This is a genomic window from Rhodococcus sp. APC 3903 (assembly GCF_030407755.1).
Taxonomy (GTDB): domain Bacteria; phylum Actinomycetota; class Actinomycetes; order Mycobacteriales; family Mycobacteriaceae; genus Rhodococcus_F; species Rhodococcus_F erythropolis.
In genome coordinates, this window is sequence record NZ_JASDCV010000001.1 from 477859 (window position 1) to 495744 (window position 17886).

General features: G+C 63.3%; 17 protein-coding genes. 5 read left to right on the forward strand and 12 right to left on the reverse strand.

The window, feature by feature from the left end; all coding sequences use genetic code 11:
• Positions 1 to 47 precede the first annotated feature (47 nt).
• The 3 genes from QMA15_RS02315 to QMA15_RS02325 form a co-directional block, all read right to left on the reverse strand.
• A complete protein-coding gene (locus QMA15_RS02315; protein WP_003946391.1) occupies positions 48 to 269 on the reverse strand; it encodes a hypothetical protein in 222 nt (73 codons plus the stop codon).
• A 448-nt stretch (positions 270 to 717) separates the two neighbouring features.
• Positions 718 to 1689 carry an alpha/beta fold hydrolase gene (locus QMA15_RS02320; protein ID WP_019744748.1) on the reverse strand — a complete coding sequence of 324 codons (972 nt, stop codon included), beginning with the start codon at positions 1687 to 1689 and terminating at the stop codon, positions 718 to 720.
• Between the two features lie 27 nt (positions 1690 to 1716).
• Positions 1717 to 2289: a DUF4126 domain-containing protein gene (locus QMA15_RS02325; RefSeq protein WP_046378988.1), complete on the reverse strand. Its 573-nt coding sequence runs from the start codon at positions 2287 to 2289 to the stop codon at positions 1717 to 1719.
• Positions 2290 to 2374: 85 nt separating this feature from the next.
• Here QMA15_RS02325 and QMA15_RS02330 point away from each other — a divergent pair, with 85 nt between their 5' ends.
• From QMA15_RS02330 to QMA15_RS02340, 3 genes are read left to right on the forward strand one after another with little or no spacing between them, the layout of a single operon-like run.
• The gene (locus QMA15_RS02330; RefSeq protein ID WP_019744746.1) at positions 2375 to 2791 is read left to right on the forward strand and encodes a VOC family protein; all 417 of its coding nucleotides are present in this window, start codon (positions 2375 to 2377) and stop codon (positions 2789 to 2791) included.
• A 57-nt stretch (positions 2792 to 2848) separates the two neighbouring features.
• Positions 2849 to 4222, forward strand: coding sequence for an ATP-binding protein (locus QMA15_RS02335; protein WP_069146407.1), 1374 nt, complete (start codon positions 2849 to 2851; stop codon positions 4220 to 4222).
• Between the two features lie 9 nt (positions 4223 to 4231).
• Entirely contained in the window at positions 4232 to 6169 is a 1938-nt protein-coding gene (locus QMA15_RS02340) for a VWA domain-containing protein (RefSeq protein ID WP_041815135.1), read from the forward strand.
• An 11-nt stretch (positions 6170 to 6180) separates the two neighbouring features.
• Here the strand turns inward: QMA15_RS02340 and QMA15_RS02345 are convergent, their stop codons facing one another.
• On the reverse strand, positions 6181 to 7206 hold the full coding sequence (locus QMA15_RS02345; protein ID WP_069146406.1) for an agmatine deiminase family protein: 1026 nt from the start codon (positions 7204 to 7206) through the stop codon (positions 6181 to 6183).
• Positions 7203 to 8150 carry a nitrilase-related carbon-nitrogen hydrolase gene (locus tag QMA15_RS02350; RefSeq protein ID WP_029255930.1) on the reverse strand — a complete coding sequence of 316 codons (948 nt, stop codon included), beginning with the start codon at positions 8148 to 8150 and terminating at the stop codon, positions 7203 to 7205. Before QMA15_RS02350 ends, QMA15_RS02345 begins: the two co-directional genes overlap by 4 nt.
• Positions 8151 to 8299: 149 nt before the next feature.
• Between QMA15_RS02350 and QMA15_RS02355 the strand changes: the two genes are divergently transcribed.
• On the forward strand, positions 8300 to 8917 hold the full coding sequence (locus QMA15_RS02355; protein ID WP_019744741.1) for a TetR/AcrR family transcriptional regulator C-terminal domain-containing protein: 618 nt from the start codon (positions 8300 to 8302) through the stop codon (positions 8915 to 8917).
• Here the strand turns inward: QMA15_RS02355 and QMA15_RS02360 are convergent.
• The 3 genes from QMA15_RS02360 to QMA15_RS02370 all read right to left on the reverse strand — a co-directional run bounded on the left by QMA15_RS02360 (position 8914) and on the right by QMA15_RS02370 (position 12857).
• Entirely contained in the window at positions 8914 to 10440 is a 1527-nt protein-coding gene (locus tag QMA15_RS02360) for an APC family permease (RefSeq protein ID WP_007727566.1), read from the reverse strand. The genes QMA15_RS02355 and QMA15_RS02360 overlap by 4 nt on opposite strands.
• Positions 10437 to 11336 carry a universal stress protein gene (locus QMA15_RS02365; RefSeq protein WP_019744740.1) on the reverse strand — a complete coding sequence of 300 codons (900 nt, stop codon included), beginning with the start codon at positions 11334 to 11336 and terminating at the stop codon, positions 10437 to 10439. Before QMA15_RS02365 ends, QMA15_RS02360 begins: the two co-directional genes overlap by 4 nt.
• Positions 11337 to 11426: 90 nt before the next feature.
• Positions 11427 to 12857 (reverse strand): gamma-aminobutyraldehyde dehydrogenase, encoded by a 1431-nt coding sequence (locus QMA15_RS02370; protein ID WP_003946421.1) that lies wholly within the window; start codon positions 12855 to 12857, stop codon positions 11427 to 11429.
• 169 nt (positions 12858 to 13026) lie between these two features.
• Here QMA15_RS02370 and QMA15_RS02375 point away from each other — a divergent pair, with 169 nt between their 5' ends.
• A complete protein-coding gene (locus tag QMA15_RS02375; protein WP_021332308.1) occupies positions 13027 to 14544 on the forward strand; it encodes a PucR family transcriptional regulator in 1518 nt (505 codons plus the stop codon).
• Between the two features lie 36 nt (positions 14545 to 14580).
• On the opposite strand, the gene QMA15_RS02380 is transcribed toward QMA15_RS02375, so the two are convergent.
• From QMA15_RS02380 to rpsR, 4 genes are all read right to left on the reverse strand, one after another.
• Positions 14581 to 15942, reverse strand: a complete 1362-nt coding sequence (locus tag QMA15_RS02380; RefSeq protein ID WP_007727552.1) for an NAD(P)/FAD-dependent oxidoreductase — start codon at positions 15940 to 15942, stop codon at positions 14581 to 14583.
• A 152-nt stretch (positions 15943 to 16094) separates the two neighbouring features.
• Positions 16095 to 16559, reverse strand: a complete 465-nt coding sequence (locus tag QMA15_RS02385) for a hypothetical protein (RefSeq protein WP_007727550.1) — start codon at positions 16557 to 16559, stop codon at positions 16095 to 16097.
• Positions 16560 to 16578: 19 nt separating this feature from the next.
• Entirely contained in the window at positions 16579 to 17514 is a 936-nt protein-coding gene (locus QMA15_RS02390; RefSeq protein WP_029255926.1) for an AEC family transporter, read from the reverse strand.
• Positions 17515 to 17626: 112 nt separating this feature from the next.
• Positions 17627 to 17884, reverse strand: coding sequence for a 30S ribosomal protein S18 (rpsR, locus tag QMA15_RS02395; protein WP_003946414.1), 258 nt, complete (start codon positions 17882 to 17884; stop codon positions 17627 to 17629).
• Positions 17885 to 17886: the final 2 nt, after the last annotated feature.

The following is a 17886-nucleotide window of genomic DNA, read 5'->3' on the forward strand; positions in this document are numbered from 1 at the left end:
CAACGGGAGTTCGGGGCCCGTTCTGCATTCAGGCCGGCCCGGTTCTTTCAGGCTGCGCTGCTGTGGGTGCCCTGGAGTTCGCGGGGTGAGCCGGTGATGACCACGCGTGAGGCTCCGCGACTGCGGATCTCGCTGATCAGTGCGCCGAGGGTGGCTTCGTGGGCAGCATCGGAGTGCGAAAGATCCAGGGTGACGGCGTATCCGGTGAGGTCACCGGGCAGATCGACATACGGCGGCGCGATGGACAGTTGGTTGACTCGAAGTTTCATCTGGTGCTCCTGCGTGTGAAAGGTAAAAGAAAAGGCACCCGAGGCGTTTGCCCTGGGTGCCCGAGAACGAATCCGGTGAAACTGGGGATCATTCTCGGGGTACACCGCGCTTGTTGCCCATGTGCTTGGCCGACATTGCGGCCGAAAAAATGTGCTTGCCTGCGGTGCAGCTGCGCCACGAAGGTACGGATGCAAAGTTCGGGTGTAGCGACATGACGTCCGTTCCTTTCTGTGTGGCGTTGCTGGTTAATGGATGACCGTACAGCACGGATCGAGGGTTCGCACCAATAAAAAGCGCCGCGAACGTAAACTCCGGGTGACTTCTGTCCCCGGGTTCGCTGGATTGAGAGAGCCTTCGTTGCAGGTCAGGCGTAGAAAGCAGAAGTCCCTCCGCGATGGTTCGCGGAGGGAACTTTCTACCCGAAAAAGAGGACGTTCGGTCTGTACGTCATTTGGAGAACGAGCGGACCCACGCTGTGAAGGGCTCCGAGAACTCTGCCGAGTACGGAAGCGGCGCGACGTAGTCGGCCCCGGTGGACTGTTCTTCGCCGATGTCCTTGAGTACGAAGTTGGCGTTGCGCATCCGCACTGAAGTCAGCGCGGTATGTGAGAGCGCGGCGTCGAGTGCCGCGACGTCGGAGGGAATTACTTGGATGTCCTTGTCCGAGCAGCTGGTGAGAACGGGCATGCCTGCCGGCAGCGCCGCTACGAGCGCAACCGGGTCCAGTGCGTCTTCCTCGGCGAGTGCCTTGGCATTGGCGTGAACGAGTCCCGCGTTCTGCAGCGGTTCGGGTAGATCATCCGGAACCGTGCCCTCGGTCCGAAGAGACTCGACGGCGTCGGCGAGCGCTACGCGCAGTTCGTCAGCCAGTTCGACCGGCAACTGTCCGGCGCCGACGACGGCGTCGAGCTGGCGGTGAATCTGCGTCGTGAGTAGATCGAGAAGCCGGACACTCAGTGGCTCGAGCAGTGCGAGGGCGCTGACTCTTGTGCCCTCTTTCGCCGTGGCAAGTGCCAGCGCGACGACGGCGCCGTCGCTGTGTCCGACGACGAACAAGCGCTCGGGATCGACGCCGGGTTGTCCGGCGAGGTAGTCAAGTCCGTCGGAGGCGGCGTCGACGAATGTGTTGAAGCCGAGATCGGCGATGTCCTCGATCTCGTAGTCGCCGAGGGCGGTTTCGCCGCTGCCGAGCTTGTCGTAACGCAGGCTTGAAATGCCTTGATTTTCAAGAAGATCCGCGATGAACCGCAGAGTTCCGATGTCGCCTTCGAGGAGTGCGCTGTCGCCGTTTCGGTCGGTGGGGCCGCTGCCGGCCAGAATCAGCGCGGCCGGCGCCGGGGAGTCGGGTGAGGCTGCCAGGCGAAGACTCCCGTACAGGGTGACGTCGCCGGATTGGAACGAGATCTCGGTGTCGGACATGACGACTTGTCTACCAGGTCCACAGGTTCAGGCGGTGCGCAGACTCCGGACACGTCGCCATCCACGCCAACTGAACCACAAGAGTGCGGCGAGCAGCGGAATGATCAGGAGCGGCAAGATCATCGCGATCAACGAGGTGAAGAAAGTCAGCACATCCTCGATGACGGAGACGACGGGATTCGCCAGTCCACCGGTAGTGGCCGTACTGACCGCGCGAGTGCCGGTCTGGGCGGCGCTGAAAGTCAGCGCCGTCGGTGCTCCGACGATGATGCCCGCCAACGCGGCCATCGCAGGGTCGAGATGGCTGAAGGCCGCCCAGGCCGCGATCACTCCGGCGATGGGTCCGGTGACGTTCCCGATCACCGAGAGTGCGTTGTCCACGAAGGGAATGAGGTCGGCACCCAGTTCGACCACCGCGGCTATTGCCAATGCCACCAGCGCGCCGGTGGATCCGACCCACCGCATCGACTCGCCGACGGTGATCCCGAACAGTTCGAAGTGGACGGCAGCGCTGAGCATCAGTAACGGCAGGAAGGTTCGCATTCCGGACGCTGCGGCGAGTCCGAGACCGAGCATGGCGGGCAACACCCAGGTATCCATGGGTGGAGTTTAGGTCTACTGTGCGCCTTTATTAACCGCCGGCGGTTAATAAAGGCGCACAGCAAAGTCTCGGAAAGGACCTTTCATGGCGACAAACCCGCAGCCGATGTTCTTCCTCAACCTGCCCGTCAAGGACCTCGGCAAGGCCACCACCTTCTACGAGGGCCTCGGATACTCCAAGAACACGCAGTTCTCCGACGAGAATGCGTCGTCGATGGTCATCAGTGACACCATCGTCGTGATGCTGTTGGCCGAGCCCTTCTTCAAGACCTTCACCACCAAGGGCATCGCCGACACCTCGACGTCGACGGAAGCGCTGCTCGGTCTCTCGGCCGAGACCCGTGAGGCCGTCGACACCCTCGTCGACAAGGCGCTCGCGACCGGCGGTTCCGAAGGTAACGCGACGCAGGATCACGGCTTCATGTACAGCCGCAGCTTCCAGGATCCCGACGGCCACATCTGGGAAATCATCTGGATGAATCCCGAGAACATCGAGGGCTGAGCGACCGAACTTCCTCGGCGAGAGGCGAAACCCCGCAAACACTCGTAGCGTGGAGTAGTGACTGTCGCAAAAACCCTCGGAGAGCTACGCGCCTCCGGACACGTACAGCGAAGTGTCAAGGAAGAACTACGAGAGAACCTTCTCGCCGCGTTGCGGGACGGCCGTGACCCCTGGCCCGGGATAGTCGGGTTCGAGGACACGGTCGCCCCGCAACTCGAGCGGGCGCTGATCGCCGGCCACGACGTGGTTCTGCTCGGCGAACGAGGTCAAGGAAAGACGAGGTTGCTTCGCACTCTCGGGCTCCTGCTCGACGAGTGGACGCCCGTCATCGAAGGCTCGGAACTGGGGGAGCACCCGTACGAGCCGATCACACCGGCTTCGATACGTCGAGCCAAGGAACTGGGTGACGACCTCTTGATCGCCTGGCGACACCGCAGCGAGCGGTACTCCGAGAAACTGGCAACGCCGGACACCTCGGTCGCCGACCTGATCGGCGATGTCGACCCGGTCAAGGTGGCCGAGGGTAGGAGCCTCGGCGATCCGGAGACCATTCACTTCGGTCTCGTGCCCCGCGCGCATCGCGGAATCGTGGCGATCAACGAGCTTCCCGACCTCGCCGAGCGCATCCAGGTCTCGTTGCTCAACGTGATGGAAGAGCGGGACATCCAGGTCCGCGGGTACACGCTTCGGCTTCCGTTGGACGTCCTTCTGGTCGCGAGCGCAAATCCTGAGGACTACACCAACCGCGGGCGCATCATCACACCGCTCAAGGACCGCTTCGGCGCCGAAATTCGCACTCACTACCCCGTCGAGTTGGCGGGTGAGATCGCGGTGATCGAGCAGGAGGCGCACCTGGCCGCGGAGGTGCCTGACTACCTTCTCGAAATTCTTGCCAGGTTCACGCGCTTGCTACGCGAATCCACCTCGGTGGATCAGCGATCGGGTGTGTCGGCACGATTTGCCGTCGCCGGCGCGGAAACCGTCAGTGCAGCGGCGGTACGACGCGCGGCGGTGCTCGGCGAGGCCGATCCTGTTGCACGGCCCGTCGATCTCGAGTCCGTGGTCGAGGTTCTTCGCGGCAAGGTCGAATTCGAATCCGGTGAAGAGGGACGGGAACTGGAGGTGCTCGAGCACCTGCTGCGTCGCGCGACCGCCGATACGGTTCGGGTACGACTCGGCGGAATCGACCTCGGGATGTTGGTTGCTGCTGTGGAGACGGGCAATACGATCGTCACCGGTGAATCTGTCACGGCCAAGGCGTTTCTCGACGAGCTTCCGGACCTCGAGGTCCTGGACGAAGTAGCCGAACGCCTCGGCGCGCAATCCGACGGCGAGCGTGCCGCCGGTGCCGAACTTGCCCTCGAAGGGCTTTACCTCGCGCGCCGGATCTCCAAAGATCAAGGCCCGGGCGGCCGCTCGGTGTATTCGTAAGGGGCAGTGATGATCCACAATCCGCGGTACGGGCCGTACGACGGTGGTCCCGATCCGCTGGCGCCTCCGGTAGATCTGCGCGAGGCCTTGGCAGCAATCGGCGACGACGTGTTGTCAGGCACGTCGCCGCGCCATGCCCTCCGGGAGCTCCTGCGCCGCGGAAACCGAGACATGCGCGGGCTCGACGACCTTGCTGCCCAGGCGAACCGGCGTCGACGTGAGTTGCTACGCCGCAACAATCTCGACGGAACGCTCGACGAGGTTCGTAAGCTTCTCGACAAGGCGGTGCTCGAAGAGCGCAAAGAACTGGCACGTGCTCTCGACGACGACGCACGATTCAACGAAATGCGAATCGAGGAGTTGCCACCGTCGACAGCTCAGGCCGTGCAAGATCTGGCCGACTACAACTGGCGCAGCGAACAGGCTCGCGCGGATTACGAGAAGATTCGTGATCTGCTCGGACGTGAGGTCCTCGATCAACGCTTCTCGGGAATGAAGCAGGCACTCGAGGGCGCTACCGACGAGGATCGTGAGCAGATTCGCCAGATGCTGGCAGATCTGAATCAACTGCTCGATGCGCACTCTCGGGGCGTCGACACTCCGGAGCAGTTTGCGGAGTTCATGGACAAGCACGGGCAGTATTTCCCGGACAACCCGCGCAACGTCGACGAACTTCTGGATTCGTTGGCGCAGCGCGCGGCGGCCGCACAACGATTGCGTAACTCGCTCTCGCAGGAGCAGCGTGACGAGTTGGATGCGTTGGCGCAGCAGGCGTTCGGCGATCCGAGCCTGATGAGTGAGCTGAGTCAACTCGACCAGTTCCTTCAGGCGGCTCGGCCGGGTGAGGACTGGGAAGGTTCGCAACAGTTCCGCGGCGACAACGGAATGGGGTTGGGTGAGGGGACCGGTGCCCTGCAGGACATCGCCGAGCTGGAATCGCTGGCAGATCAACTGTCGCAGCAGTATGCCGGCGCAGCGCTCGACGACATCGACCCCGAGCTACTTGCGCGGCAACTCGGCGACGAAGCCGCCGCTGATGCTCGCACCCTGGCCGATCTCGAAAAGGCTTTGCAGGAACAGGGTTTCTTCGATCGCGCACCAGACGGTCAATGGCGCTTGTCGCCCAAAGCCATGCGACAGCTCGGACAGACCGCTCTGCGTGACGTTGCCGGGCAACTGTCGTCGCGAACCGGTCAACGCGATACGCGTCGGGCAGGTGCGATGGGCGAACCGACCGGAGCTTCCCGCGAATGGGAGTTCGGGGACACCGAACCCTGGGACGTCACGAGAACCATCACCAACGCCGTCCTACGTGACCCGGGCCGAATGCCGGTGCGGCTGAGCGTCGTCGATGTCGAGGTGGCCGAAACCGAGCAGCGTAGTCAGGCTGCGGTGGCTCTGTTGGTGGACACGTCGTTCTCGATGGTGATGGAGGATCGCTGGGTGCCGATGAAGCGCACCGCTCTGGCACTCAATCATCTGGTGAGCACGCGGTTTCGCAGCGACGAGCTGCAGTTGATCGCCTTCGGACGCCACGCGCACGTACTGAGCCCGTCGGAGCTCGCCGGTTTGGACGGCGCGTGGGACCAGGGAACCAACCTGCACCACGCACTGTTGTTGGCGGCCAGACACCTTCGACGCCATTCCAATGCGCAGCCGGTGGTATTGATCGTCACGGACGGTGAGCCGACGGCTCATCTCGAAGCGGACGGAGAAGCCAGGTTCGACTACCCGCCGAGTGCGCGAACCCTCGGTTTGACGGTTCGAGCACTCGACGCCGTGGCCAGGCTGGGCGCCAAGGTCACGTTCTTCCGCCTCGGTGAGGATCCAGGTCTGGCCAGGGTGGTCGACCGGATGGCGCACCGGGTGGGTGGACGCGTCATCGCGCCGGACCTGGACGGCCTCGGCGCAGCCGTTGTGAGTGACTACATGCGAGGTCGCCGTTAATTCTGCCGCCGTCAGTCTTGTTCAGCGGGCTGGTGCTGGGTGATGCAGTGGATGCCGCCGCCACGTTCGAACAGCGGTCTGGCGTCGACGGTGACGACAGTGCGTCCGGGGTAAGCGGCTGACAGGATCCGGGCCGCTTCGGCGTCGGCCGGATCGTCGAAGCTGCAGGCGATCACTCCACGATTGACCACGAGGTGGTTGATGTAGCTGTAGTCGACGAATCCCTCGTCGTCGCGCAGGATTTCGGGAGCGGGTACCCGAATGACCTTCCACGGCCGGCCGCCGACGTCCGTCGAGCTTTCGAACAACTCGATGATCGTCTTGCTGACGGCGTAGTCGGGGTGCACCGGATTGCGTTGGTCATGGACGAGTACCACTCCGGGGGAAGAGATGGCAGCGACGATGTCGACGTGTCCGCGCGTTCCGTAGGTCTCCTGATCGCGAGTCAACCCGCGGGGAAGCCAGATCACGTGCTTGGCGCCGATGGTGCGGGCGAGTTCGGCCTCGATGTCGGCCTTCGTCAGGTCGGGGTTTCGTCCCGGATCGAGTTGGACGGTTTCGGTGACCAAGACGGTGCCGAGACCGTCGACCTGAATACCGCCGCCCTCGTTGACGATTGGTGAGTCGATCAACTGGGCACCGGATTGTTCGACGACAAATGCGCCGATCTTCGAGTCCTTGTCCCACTGCGCCCACTCCTGTGCGCCCCAGCCGTTGAACACCCAGTCGACTCCGCCGAGACGGCCTTCGTCGGACAGGACGAACGTCGGCCCGATGTCGCGCATCCACGCGTCGTTGAGAGGCGCCTCGACGATGTCGACCTTCTCGGACAGATACTTTCGTGCTTCTTCGACTTCGGCGGGATCGACGACGACGGTGACCGGCTCGAATTCGGCGACGGCGTGGGCGACGGCCGCCCACGTCGAGCGCGATTCGTGCTGTTCCTCGGCGGTGTCGCCGAGGGAGTATCCGGCGCTGGGGTACGCCATCCAGGTGCGTTCGTGCGGTTCACTTTCCGCGGGCATTCGCCAGGTCATCGGTTGGCTCCCACAGTGTTCACCGGTGCGGTCAGAGCCGAGTAGGTGTCGGGTCGGCGAGTGGCCAGGAACGGGAACAGTGCAAGCCAGTCTTCACGTTGCCGAAGATCGAGATCGGCGACCAGCACTGCTGATTCGTCGCGGGGAGCCTGAACGAGGATGCGTCCGTACGGATCCGAGATGAAGGAAGAACCGTAGAAGGTGATGAGACCTTCACTGCCGTGGCGATTGGGAACAACCATGAAGGTGCCGTTGGCAATACCGTTTCCGACGATCACCTGCTGCCACAGCGGTTGGGTGTCGAAGTTCGGATGATCGGGCTCGGAGCCGATCGCCGTAGGGTACACCAGAACCTGGGCGCCGGCGAGGGAGTATGCACGTGCGACCTCCGGGAACCACTCGTCCCAGCATGTCGGGAGGCCGAACTTCGCGCCGAGTGCCTCGTGGACGGGGTATGCGTCCTGCGCCGGACCGCCGCGGAAGTACGTGTCCTCGTAGTATCCGGCCGTCACCGGAATGTGGAGCTTGCGGGTTCTGGCGAGAAGCTCACCTTCGGGCGAGACGAGGATCGCGGTGTTGAATCCCAGTCCGTCCTCGGCCTCACTGCGCTCGTACAGCGATGCGTGGACGAGGACCTGGTTCGCGGCGGCGGCTTTGGCGGCGAAGGCGAGAGTGGGTCCGGTGAGCAGGTCTTCCGCTTCGCGTCCGGGATTGTCGCCGGCCGGGGTGGAGGCGGGGTAGCGGCTGAGCGTCAGCTCCGGAAGAAAGACCACGGAAGCGCCCAGCTTCGCTGCGGACGCAATGCCCTCGCTCAATTCGGTGTAGAGGTCGTCTTGGTCCTCGTGCCAGCGATGTTGCACGAGACCTACACGCAGAGGTGTGGACGTGGACGGCGTAGTCGCGGCCAGAGACTCGGGTGGGGTGAGGGCGGTGATCGTCAGCATGGGGTTTCCTCGGTGCTCGGGTATTCGACGTTCAACGTAAAACGAATGTGATTCGTTAAGTATGGTGGGTGAGCGCTGATTGATCAAGGACTTTCGAGGAATTGTTTTTTGCGGCGCCCCGAACGGTGTGGATCACTACAGGAGGACATATGCCGCGGCCATCGCAACGACTGCTCTCACCGGCGATCATCACCGAGGCAGCGATCGAGTCGGTGGACGAATCCGGCGACTTCACCATGCCGGGACTCGCCGCACGACTGAAGGTGCGACCGTCGTCGCTCTACAACCACGTTTCCGGACGGGCCGAGATCGTCGAACTGATGAGGGCTCAGCTGATGGCGGGAATCGACGTGGAGTCGGCCTCGGGATCCTGGAGCGAGACCGTCTCTGCGCTGGCAGCCGAGTACCGGCGAAGCTACGCAGCACATCCTCGCCTGATTCCGCTCTTCACCGCCCAGACGGTGCAGGCCGGTGTGGCGTTCACCCTGTACAACGCGTTGGCGCAGGCATTCGCCGATGGTGGCTTCGACCCGGCTCAAACGCTGCACGCAATCACAACCGTCGACAGTTTTGTTCTCGGTTCGGCGTTGGATCTGGCGGCGCCGGATGTCCAGTGGGCATCGGGGCCCGAGGCCAACGACGCGATGAAGGCGGCGTTGGCAACATCCGGGAAAAATCCCGAACGTGCCGACGCCGCCTTCGAATTCGGCTTGCGCGTATTGATGGCGGGCCTGATCGCTCAGGCCCCCGAACCTACTGTCTCCTAAGACACGCTGAGGTCGTTCTCGTCGCGCAGAGCCTCTGTGTCGCGGTTGAGGGTTTTGCCCTCGAAGAACTCGGGATTGCGCACTCGCATGACCATCATCAGTACCGCGCCGAGAATGAGGATTCCGAAGCCGAGGAAGAAGACCAGGCCGATTCCGCCGATGGATGCTCCGCTGGCGTTGTCCGGATTCATACTCTCCTGGACCGAAATGACGAACACCGCAAGCAGCATGAGACCACCGATGAGTGGGAACGCGAGCCGGAAGACGAAGTTTCGTACGCTCTCGAAGAGCGTCTTGCGGAAGTACCACACGCACGCGAATGCCGTGATGCCGTAGTACCAGCAGATCATGATACCGAGGGCGGCGATTGTGTCGAGCAGCGCACTTTCGGAGAGGAACGTGACGACGCTGTAGAACACTGCCGTCACCGCGCCGGCCACGACGGTGGCGTACGACGGCACCAGGAACCGAGGCGAGACCTCGGCGAGCTTCTTGGGGAAAGCTCCGTATGCGCCCATGGCGAGCATGGTTCGGGCGGCGGGCAGGAACGTGGTCTGCAGGCTCGCAACGGAAGAGACGAAGACTGCGAGGAAGAGGAGCATTCCGCCCCAGTTGCCCAGGACCGGGTCGGCCAGAGCGCCGAAGACGTTCTCGGAGTTGTCGGGATTGCCGAGGCCGAGGCCTTCCTCACCGACGCCGGCGTACATCATCGCGGCAACGGCGACCAGCAGGTAGGTCAGGAGAATGGTTGCGACACAGAGCAAACCGGCGCGGCCCGGGGTCTTCTTGGGGTTCTTCGACTCCTCGCCCAGCGTGAGACAGGTATCCCAGCCCCAGAACGCGAAGATCGATCCGGTGAGTCCGATGACAAACGCACCGATGGCGAGTCCGCTGAACGGGTTGAACCAACTCAGGTCGAAGGACAATCCGGCCGGGGCATCGCCGGCGCCAACGTGAACCAGTGCAACGACGGCGAAGACGACCAGCAGCACCATCTGGAAGCCGACGAGTGCGAACTGCACGCGCTCGCTGGTAGTGATTCCTCTACTCGCTATCCATGTGGCCAGGGCGATGAAGACGAGTGTGGTGCCGACATTGACAAATTTGTTGCCCGGCAGATCGGCGATCGACGGATTGTCGACCACTCGCGCGATGAACAGATAGAAGAAGTCGACGGCAATGGCAGCAAGGTTCGAGAGCACGATGATGGTGGCGATCACCATGCCCCAGCCGCACATCCAACCGACGTACGGCCCGAATGCCTTGGTGGACCAAGTGAATGACGCGCCGCAGTCAGGTGTGTCGGAGTTCAGCTCGCGGTACGCGTACGCGGTGAGGAACATCGGGATGAAGCCGGCGATGAAGATGGCGGGCATCTTGAGGCCGACCGCTGCGACGATCAATCCGATGCTGGCGGTCAGGGTGTAACCCGGTGCCACGGAGGAGATTCCGAGTACTGCGCCTGAGATCATGCCGATCTTGCCGGTGGCGAGGCCTTTGGAACTCAGTTCGGTGCTGGTCATGACAGTGCCTCCGGCTGGGTGAATTCGTGCTTGGGCACTACGACCATGGGAACGGGCAGCACGCGCAGCATCTTGGCGGCGGTGGAGCCCAGGAAGAGTTTTCGGGGCTGCGCGAGACGGCTGGAACCGACCATCACGAGGTCGCCGTCCTGCCAGTCCAGTTGACGCACTGCCGATTCCACTGTTGAACCGTCGGCGATGATGACCTCGATGGGGAACTCGGCGGGGAGCGCCGCTCTTGCGATGTCAAGCGTGTCCTGAGCGTGATTTCGTGCACGCTCCCTGGCGGACTCGGCGGTGTCGCGGTGATCGCGCAGGTCGTTCTGGGGGTCGAGTGCCACGAGCGAGACCAGTCGCAGCGGAACCTGCATCAGTTCACTGGTACGTACGGCGGTGTTCAAGACGACGTCGGCGCCGACGCGGGTACCGAGCGCGCAGGTGACCTCTCGTATTGCGGTAGCCGACGAGTGCCGCGTTCCGCGAGGAGCCAGTGCTACCGGGACGTGGGCGGAGTGCAGCAGTTCGGTCGAGACCGAACCTATCGCGTGACGGCCGAGCAGACCGTCGCCGGAAGCTCCCACCACGATCGCCAGCGCGCTCAGTCGGTCAACCTCGTCGAGCAGGCCCTGAGCAAACGACTCGTGGAAGCTCAGGTGTACTTCCACCTGGATGTCCTCGGGCACCGATGCTTTCGCCTCGGCGAGCCAGTCGTGTGCACGTGCGGCGAGAATGTCGTCGTAGCCGGCTTCCGAGGGAACCTTGGCCGGCAGTGTCCGATCCGGTGGGAGGACCATGCAGATGTCGAGTTGCGCGCCGAGACTGCGCGCGAGCTGGGCCCCGAGGACCAGCCCGTCTTTACCGCTGGGTGTGGCGAGGTATCCGACGATAAGGCGCATGGTGGCTCTTTTCCGGATTGGAGGAATCTGCTGTGCGCCTTTATTAACCGCGGGGGGTTAATAAAGGCGCACAGCAGGAGGGGCGGCGACTCAGTCGTGCGAACTCATGACGTGCTTGAGGCGGGTGTAGTCCTCGACTCCGTATGCCGAGAGATCTTTGCCGTAGCCGGAGTACTTGAAGCCGCCGTGCGGCATCTCGGCAACGAGTGGGATGTGGCAGTTGATCCACACCGCGCCGAAGTCGAGAGCGGCGGAGACGCGTTGCGTGACACCGTGATCCTTGGTCCAGATGCTCGAGGCCAGGCCGAACCGAACGTCGTTGGCAAGCGTGATCGCCTCCTTCTCGTCGGAGAAGCTCTGGACGGTGAGGATGGGACCGAAAGTCTCTTCCTGCACGATGTCGTCCGATTGCGCGACGCCGGTGATGACGGTCGGCTCGAAGAAGAATCCGGTTTCGCCCGAACGCTTTCCGCCGGTAACGATCTTGGCCGACGCCGGCAGGTTCGCGATCTTGTCGCTCACGGCGTTGAAGTGGTTGATGTTGTTGAGCGGGCCGTAGAAAGCATCAGGATCGGAAGGCGCGCCGGGGCGCAGCTTCTCGGCGTTCCGGACGAGGGCTTCGACGAGCTGATCGTGGATGGACTCGTGAACGATCACGCGAGTGGCCGCGGTGCAATCCTGGCCACCGTTGAAGAACGCTGCCTCTGCGATGCCGGTGGCGGTCTTCTCGATGTCGACGTCGCCGAAGACGATCGCCGGCGCTTTGCCGCCCAGTTCGAGGTGCGCGCGCTTGAGTTGCTGCGCTGCGGACACGGCGACAGCGATGCCCGCCCGCACCGAACCGGTGATCGAGACGAGACCGAGGGCCGGGTTCTCCACCAACGTCGCGCCGGTTCCGCCGTTGCCGAGCACGACGTTGAACACGCCGTCCGGCAGGATGCCCTTCGAGAGCTTCGCCAGGACCAGCGTGCTGCCTGGTGTGGTGTCGCTGGGCTTGAGGACGATCGTGTTGCCGGCTGCGAGGGCTGGCCCGATCTTCCACAGCGCCATCATGAACGGGTAGTTCCACGGAGTGACCTGACCGACGACGCCGATCGGCTCACGACGGACGTAGGAGGTGAAACCCTCCATGTACTCTCCGGCCGCCTTGCCCTCGAGAAGTCGTGCGGCTCCGGCGAAGAACCGCATCTGATCGGCTCCGACCTTGACCTCTTCGTCGGCGATCATCTGGTGGGCCTGGCCGGTGTTGGCGCTTTCGGCTGCGACGATTTCGTCGCTGTGCGCTTCGATGGCGTCGGCGAGTTTGAGGAGTGCGGCCTGCCGCACGCTTGGTGTCGTCTTACCCCAGGTCTCGAATGCGCGCTGTGCTGCTTCGACGGCGGCGTCGACGTCTTCCTTGGTGGAGACCGGCGTACGCCCGACCACACTCTCGTCCACGGGGTTGATCAGGTCGAGTGTTTCCGTCGCGGCCGAGGCGACGAATTCACCGTTGATGTAGTTCTCGAGTACGACGATCGACATCGGTACCGGTTCCTCTCGAGGTCGAACGAGTTCCGGCCGAGGTGATCAGCACGGAACTCGCACTTTGTGGGGCGTGTGTGAGCAAGTGTGCGCTGACTCACAAGTAAAGGCAGCTGCCAAAAAGGTGAAATCTTTGATCCCTGACGCGCCGAGTTGTACAGTCCTGCCCATGACGATCGCTGTGCGGTGGATGTTGGCGCAGCCGGATCTCGCGCTGGAACTCAAAGGTGGGGCGCAGGGTGTCGGTCGCGAGATCACATTTGCGCACGCCACGGAGCTGCTCGACCCGTTTCGATGGTTGACCGGCGGCGAATTCATCCTCACCACCGGCATCCGATTGCCGTCCACTCAGCAAAAGCGCGGCCGCTATCTCCGGATGCTCGATGCGGCGGGTGTGGCGGCGGTGGGATTCGGAACCGGGCTGTCGTACCCCGAGGTCCCGGCCGATCTGGTGGCCGTCGCCGACGAGATCGGACTCCCGCTGATCGAGGTGCCGCTGCCGACGCCGTTTGCTGCCGTCGTCAAGCGTGTGATGAGCCGGTTGGCAGAGCAGGAATATGAAGCTGTCCTCCGGGCGTCGCGGGCGCAACCGCGGATGACGCGTGCCGTCATTTCCGGCGGAACTGCCGCAACCGTGCGTGAACTGGCGATCGCAACCTCGGCGACGGTGCTTCTTCTCGACGTCGCCGGACGAGTTCTCGAGAGCTCACCTCAACTGCCGACGGACGACGTGATCGACGAACTGCGAGCAACTCTCGGGGGCGGCGCATCCAGCAGCGTGACGCTTGCAAGGTCTGGAGCGTCCATCGCCGTGCAACAGATCAGCGTCGGAAGGACGCCGTACGGATACCTGGCGGTGATCAGTGCTTCGGCGCTCAGCTACGTCGATCAGATACTGCTCGGTCACGCGAACTCGTTGCTGGCGTTGGACTTCGAGAAACCTGCGCGCCTGCGCGCCACTCAGGATCAGTTGAATTCGCATGCCCTCGGGTTGCTGCTCACCGAAGACCGTGACCCGGCGCCGGCGTGGCAACAGATCCGGCAGGCCGCCGACGGCGAGGGAATGATCCGAGGGTTGACAGTTCTTGCCGACACGTCCGACGTAGCGGGACGCGTCGGAGTCGAGATTGCCGAGTTCATGAACAAGGCAGGGCGGCAGTTGTTCTCGCGAATCAACGACACTCGCGTCACGGTGCTGCTGCGTGGAACCGACGACGTCGAGTTCGCCCGAGAGCTGCTCGGCGGGGTATCGAGGTCGGATCTTCGCGCGCTTCGTGTGGGCCTGAGTGCGCGGCGCGTGGTCGCAGCGCTGGCGGTCGCCGTCGAACAGTCCCAGCTGTGTGCGTCTGCGGCGGAAATCGGTGGCGAGCCTTTGGAATTCGCGGCGCTGACCGGAAGTGTGCTGCTGTCTTTCGATTCGACGCGTGAAGTGCTCAACACGCTGGCGGAAACGATGATCACACCGATCGAGGACTATGACCGTGACAACGGCACCGAACTGCTGGCGTCGTTGCGGGCATTTCTCGAGGCCAACGGGCACTGGGAAGCGGCAGCCATCACGATGGGCGTCCACCGGCACACGCTGCGAAGCCGAATGGCGAAGGTGGAGAGCTTGATCGACTGTCGACTCGAGGTAGCGAGAGTTCGTGCGGAACTGCTGCTCTCGATCATTGCCCGGCAGTCGTGACTGCCGGGCAATGATCGAGACTTGGCAAAGTGGCCGTCAGGCCTTGCTGCGGGCGATGATGTCGGCGGCGGTTCGCTGCCCCATCCGGACAGCACCGTCGACGTGCTGGTACCCCTCGGCTGCGATGTCGGAGCACGAGAAGTGGATCGGGCCGACGGGTGTGCGGGAATCCGCGCCGTATCGGTGCAGGCCACCGAGGTCGAAGCTGGCCGCGTACGCACCGCGGGTCCATTCCTCCGAGCCCCAGTCGGATTCGTAGTACACAACCGGTTCTTCGGCCTTCGGGCCCAGGTAGCGGGCAAGTGAGGCCAGAATCGTGGCCTTACGCTCCTCGACGGAAAGCTCGAACATCGCGTCGGCCTTCTCGTCGGAGACGAAAGCGACCAGGGTGCCGCGATCGTCCTCGTGGTTGGTGTTGTCGTACACCTCCTGCACTACCTCGGACGCGCCGAAGCCGGTGCCGGAGAGGCCGTCTTCGCGCCAGAAAGGCGTCTCGTACACCGCGTGCACCTTGATGACGAGGCCGAGGGACTGGTGCTGGTGCATCTGGTGCTGACGACGCGGCAGCGGGGGATCGTACGAGATCCGGGAGTAGAGGTTGGGCGGTACGGCCAGGATCACTCGGCTTGCCTCGACGCGAACATCGCCGTCCGCCAACACCGTTGCGCCGGATTCGTTCCACTTCACCGTTCGCACGGGTGCGTTGAGGAAGACGTCGTCACCGAGAGCCTCCGCCATGCGGATCGATACCTGCTGCATTCCGCCGATCACTCGCTTGTCGAGGATGAAGTCCTCGTCGACGAGGTGGGAGAAGGAGCCTGCCGAAGCGGCCATGAGTACGGCCTGCAGGGCAGAGAACGAGTGGGCGGGCTTGGTGAGCATGCCACCGGCGATGAAGAGGCCGATGTTGTCACGTGCCTCGGCGTCGTCGGACTGATTGATCAGCCACTGCTTGAAGGAGACTGTGTCGAGATCGCGGGCGAGGGGATGTGCCCACGGTTCCTCGGCGCCGATCTGTGCTGCGAGATCGTCCATCTCGTCGATGAGACGGTCCATCTCCTTCTTCGTGGTGTCGTTCGTGGGGAAGGAATCACCCGTGTACTGCGTCCGCTCACCTGCCGACGAGATGTAGACGGACTCGCCCTCGCGGTAGCGCTCGAAAGTTTTCAGACCGAGTTCGTCGAGCAAGGAGATCAGCGCGGTCTGGTCGGGGGAGACCCACTGGCCGCCGATTTCCAGAACTGCTCCGTCGATGGTGTCGGTCCACGTGCGGCCGCCGACGCGGTCGCGCGCTTCGATCACAGCGACGGTCAAACCGGCCTTGCGCAGCGCGGTTGCAGCTGCCAGGCCAGAGGGGCCGGCGCCGACGATTGCAACGTCTCTCTGGAGAGTAGGCACTTGCGAGCTCCTTCATGTTGAGCACCGCTCGAGTCGAAAGATGCCGACGAGCGAGTGAACGGGTGTCGGTTTTCAGTCTGTCCCGAGGAGACGCACACCACACCTGACGAAACGGAGTGTTCGATCGGTGATCTTGTGCCGTTTAGGCGCGGCTAGCCGTTGATGACGTGGCGATCGCCGAGCGGTCGGCTCAGCGGAACGTCCAGGCTGCCGAACACGGCAACCAAGATGCACATCTTGTCCGCGGCCTCCGGCAATGCTCCGGTTCGGAGCGTGACGATCACCGTCGTATCAGTCTCTTCGACGGTTGCGTACGCGCCGTAGCACTCCGGAGTGCCGGTCACGAAGTGGACTGCCACCGTGTGATCGTCGACCTCGGACCACGATTCGAACATGGTGGCCGTCGCACCCACGATGTCGGTGCGGCTGTCGAACTCCGTGCCCATCTCGCTGTCGTCGACCTCGTCGGGAACGGGGGTTCCGAGCGACCAGTCGGCGGGACTTGCTTCGTTGGCCGCCATCGGATTCGGCGCGGCAACCGGCCCCGTTGTCTGGGCCCCGACGGAGCATCCGGCCACAGCAAGGCAGGCCAGAACGGCGAGGGTTAGTACACGCATGAATCCACCGTAACCCTGCTCAAGCGAGTAGCGCCGTGACCAGCGCAATCGCCGGTATCGACGCCAAAGTGGTGACAAAGGCGCTGTCTCGGGCGAGGACCATTCCGCGCCGATATCGGCTTGCATAGATGAAGACGTTCTGAGCCGTCGGCAACGTCGAGACGACCACGATGGCGAACAACTGATGGCCGTCGATGCCGAGGAGGAAGTGCGCCATCAGGTAAGCCAGCACCGGTTGGACGACGATCTTGAGGGTCGACGCAAGCGCGACGTCGCGGCGCGGACTGGAGCCCTTCTCGAGCACTCGTACGCCGTACAACGAGAGCCCGAATGCCAGCAGTGCGCCGGGGACCGACGTGGCGCCGATCAATTCGAAAGGCTGCATCAAGGGTCTCGGCGGCACCCAACCGATCAACGCCACGATCAACCCCGCAGCGCCCGCGAGCACGATCGGATTCTTGAACGGAGCGGTGACAGTGTCGATCAGTGACAGTTTTTCGGCTTCGCCCCGCAATGCCGTGAGATCGAGGATCGTCAAGGCGATCGGGGAGTACACGACGATCTGGAAGAGCAGGAGCGGCGCGACGAACGTGGCATCGCCGAGCACGAACACCGCGATCGGGATACCGAGGTTGGCCGAATTCACGTACGACGCCGACAGTGCGCCGATGGTCAGCTCGGGCAGCGGCCGGTCGAGCCAGATTTTTGCGACGACGACGTACAAGGCGCCGACGGCAAAGGCGGTGGCCGACGCGACCGCGAGCGTCGGCGAGAAGATAACTGAAAGATCGGACGACGCGAGCGTGGTGAACAGCAGGGCAGGCGTCGCGACGAAGAAGACGAGCCGACCGAGAACGAACTGTCCTTGGCTACCGAGGGTGCCGAGGCGACCGAGGAGATACCCGACCGCGATGACGACAAAAATGACGGTGAAACCCGCAACAACTCCCGACACGCTGCGGGCACCTCTCGACTGGAATGAACGACTCCGGGAAATCTTAGTCCGGGCAACGAAAAGGCCGCGCAGTCGAGTGACTGCGCGGCCTCTTCGGTACTTCTACGTATGACTACCGTGCGGCGGTGAAGGGGAGCAACGCCATTTCGCGGGCGTTCTTCACTGCAACGGCGACCTGACGCTGCTGCTGCGGGGTCAGGCCCGTGACGCGACGGCTGCGGATCTTGCCGCGGTCCGAGATGAACGTGCGAAGCAAGTTGATGTCCTTGTAATCGACATGCGTGATCTTCGCTGCGAACAACGGGTTCTTCTTGGGCTTACGACCCTCTACGGGGCGTGGCTTCTTCGACGGTGAACGCTTGACTGCCATCC

Bases quoted from the DNA above. Each gene is read 5' to 3' on its own strand.
- QMA15_RS02315 (WP_003946391.1), bottom strand. From the start codon at position 269: ATGAAACTTCGAGTCAACCAACTGTCCATCGCGCCGCCGTATGTCGAT.
- QMA15_RS02320 (WP_019744748.1), bottom strand. From the start codon at position 1,689: ATGTCCGACACCGAGATCTCGTTCCAATCCGGCGACGTCACCCTGTAC.
- QMA15_RS02325 (WP_046378988.1), bottom strand. From the start codon at position 2,289: ATGGATACCTGGGTGTTGCCCGCCATGCTCGGTCTCGGACTCGCCGCA.
- QMA15_RS02330 (WP_019744746.1), top strand. From the start codon at position 2,375: ATGGCGACAAACCCGCAGCCGATGTTCTTCCTCAACCTGCCCGTCAAG.
- QMA15_RS02340 (WP_041815135.1), top strand. From the start codon at position 4,232: ATGATCCACAATCCGCGGTACGGGCCGTACGACGGTGGTCCCGATCCG.
- QMA15_RS02345 (WP_069146406.1), bottom strand. From the start codon at position 7,206: ATGACCTGGCGAATGCCCGCGGAAAGTGAACCGCACGAACGCACCTGG.
- QMA15_RS02350 (WP_029255930.1), bottom strand. From the start codon at position 8,150: ATGCTGACGATCACCGCCCTCACCCCACCCGAGTCTCTGGCCGCGACT.
- QMA15_RS02355 (WP_019744741.1), top strand. From the start codon at position 8,300: ATGCCGCGGCCATCGCAACGACTGCTCTCACCGGCGATCATCACCGAG.
- QMA15_RS02360 (WP_007727566.1), bottom strand. From the start codon at position 10,440: ATGACCAGCACCGAACTGAGTTCCAAAGGCCTCGCCACCGGCAAGATC.
- QMA15_RS02365 (WP_019744740.1), bottom strand. From the start codon at position 11,336: ATGCGCCTTATCGTCGGATACCTCGCCACACCCAGCGGTAAAGACGGG.
- QMA15_RS02370 (WP_003946421.1), bottom strand. From the start codon at position 12,857: ATGTCGATCGTCGTACTCGAGAACTACATCAACGGTGAATTCGTCGCC.
- QMA15_RS02375 (WP_021332308.1), top strand. From the start codon at position 13,027: ATGACGATCGCTGTGCGGTGGATGTTGGCGCAGCCGGATCTCGCGCTG.
- QMA15_RS02385 (WP_007727550.1), bottom strand. From the start codon at position 16,559: ATGCGTGTACTAACCCTCGCCGTTCTGGCCTGCCTTGCTGTGGCCGGA.
- rpsR (WP_003946414.1), bottom strand. From the start codon at position 17,884: ATGGCAGTCAAGCGTTCACCGTCGAAGAAGCCACGCCCCGTAGAGGGT.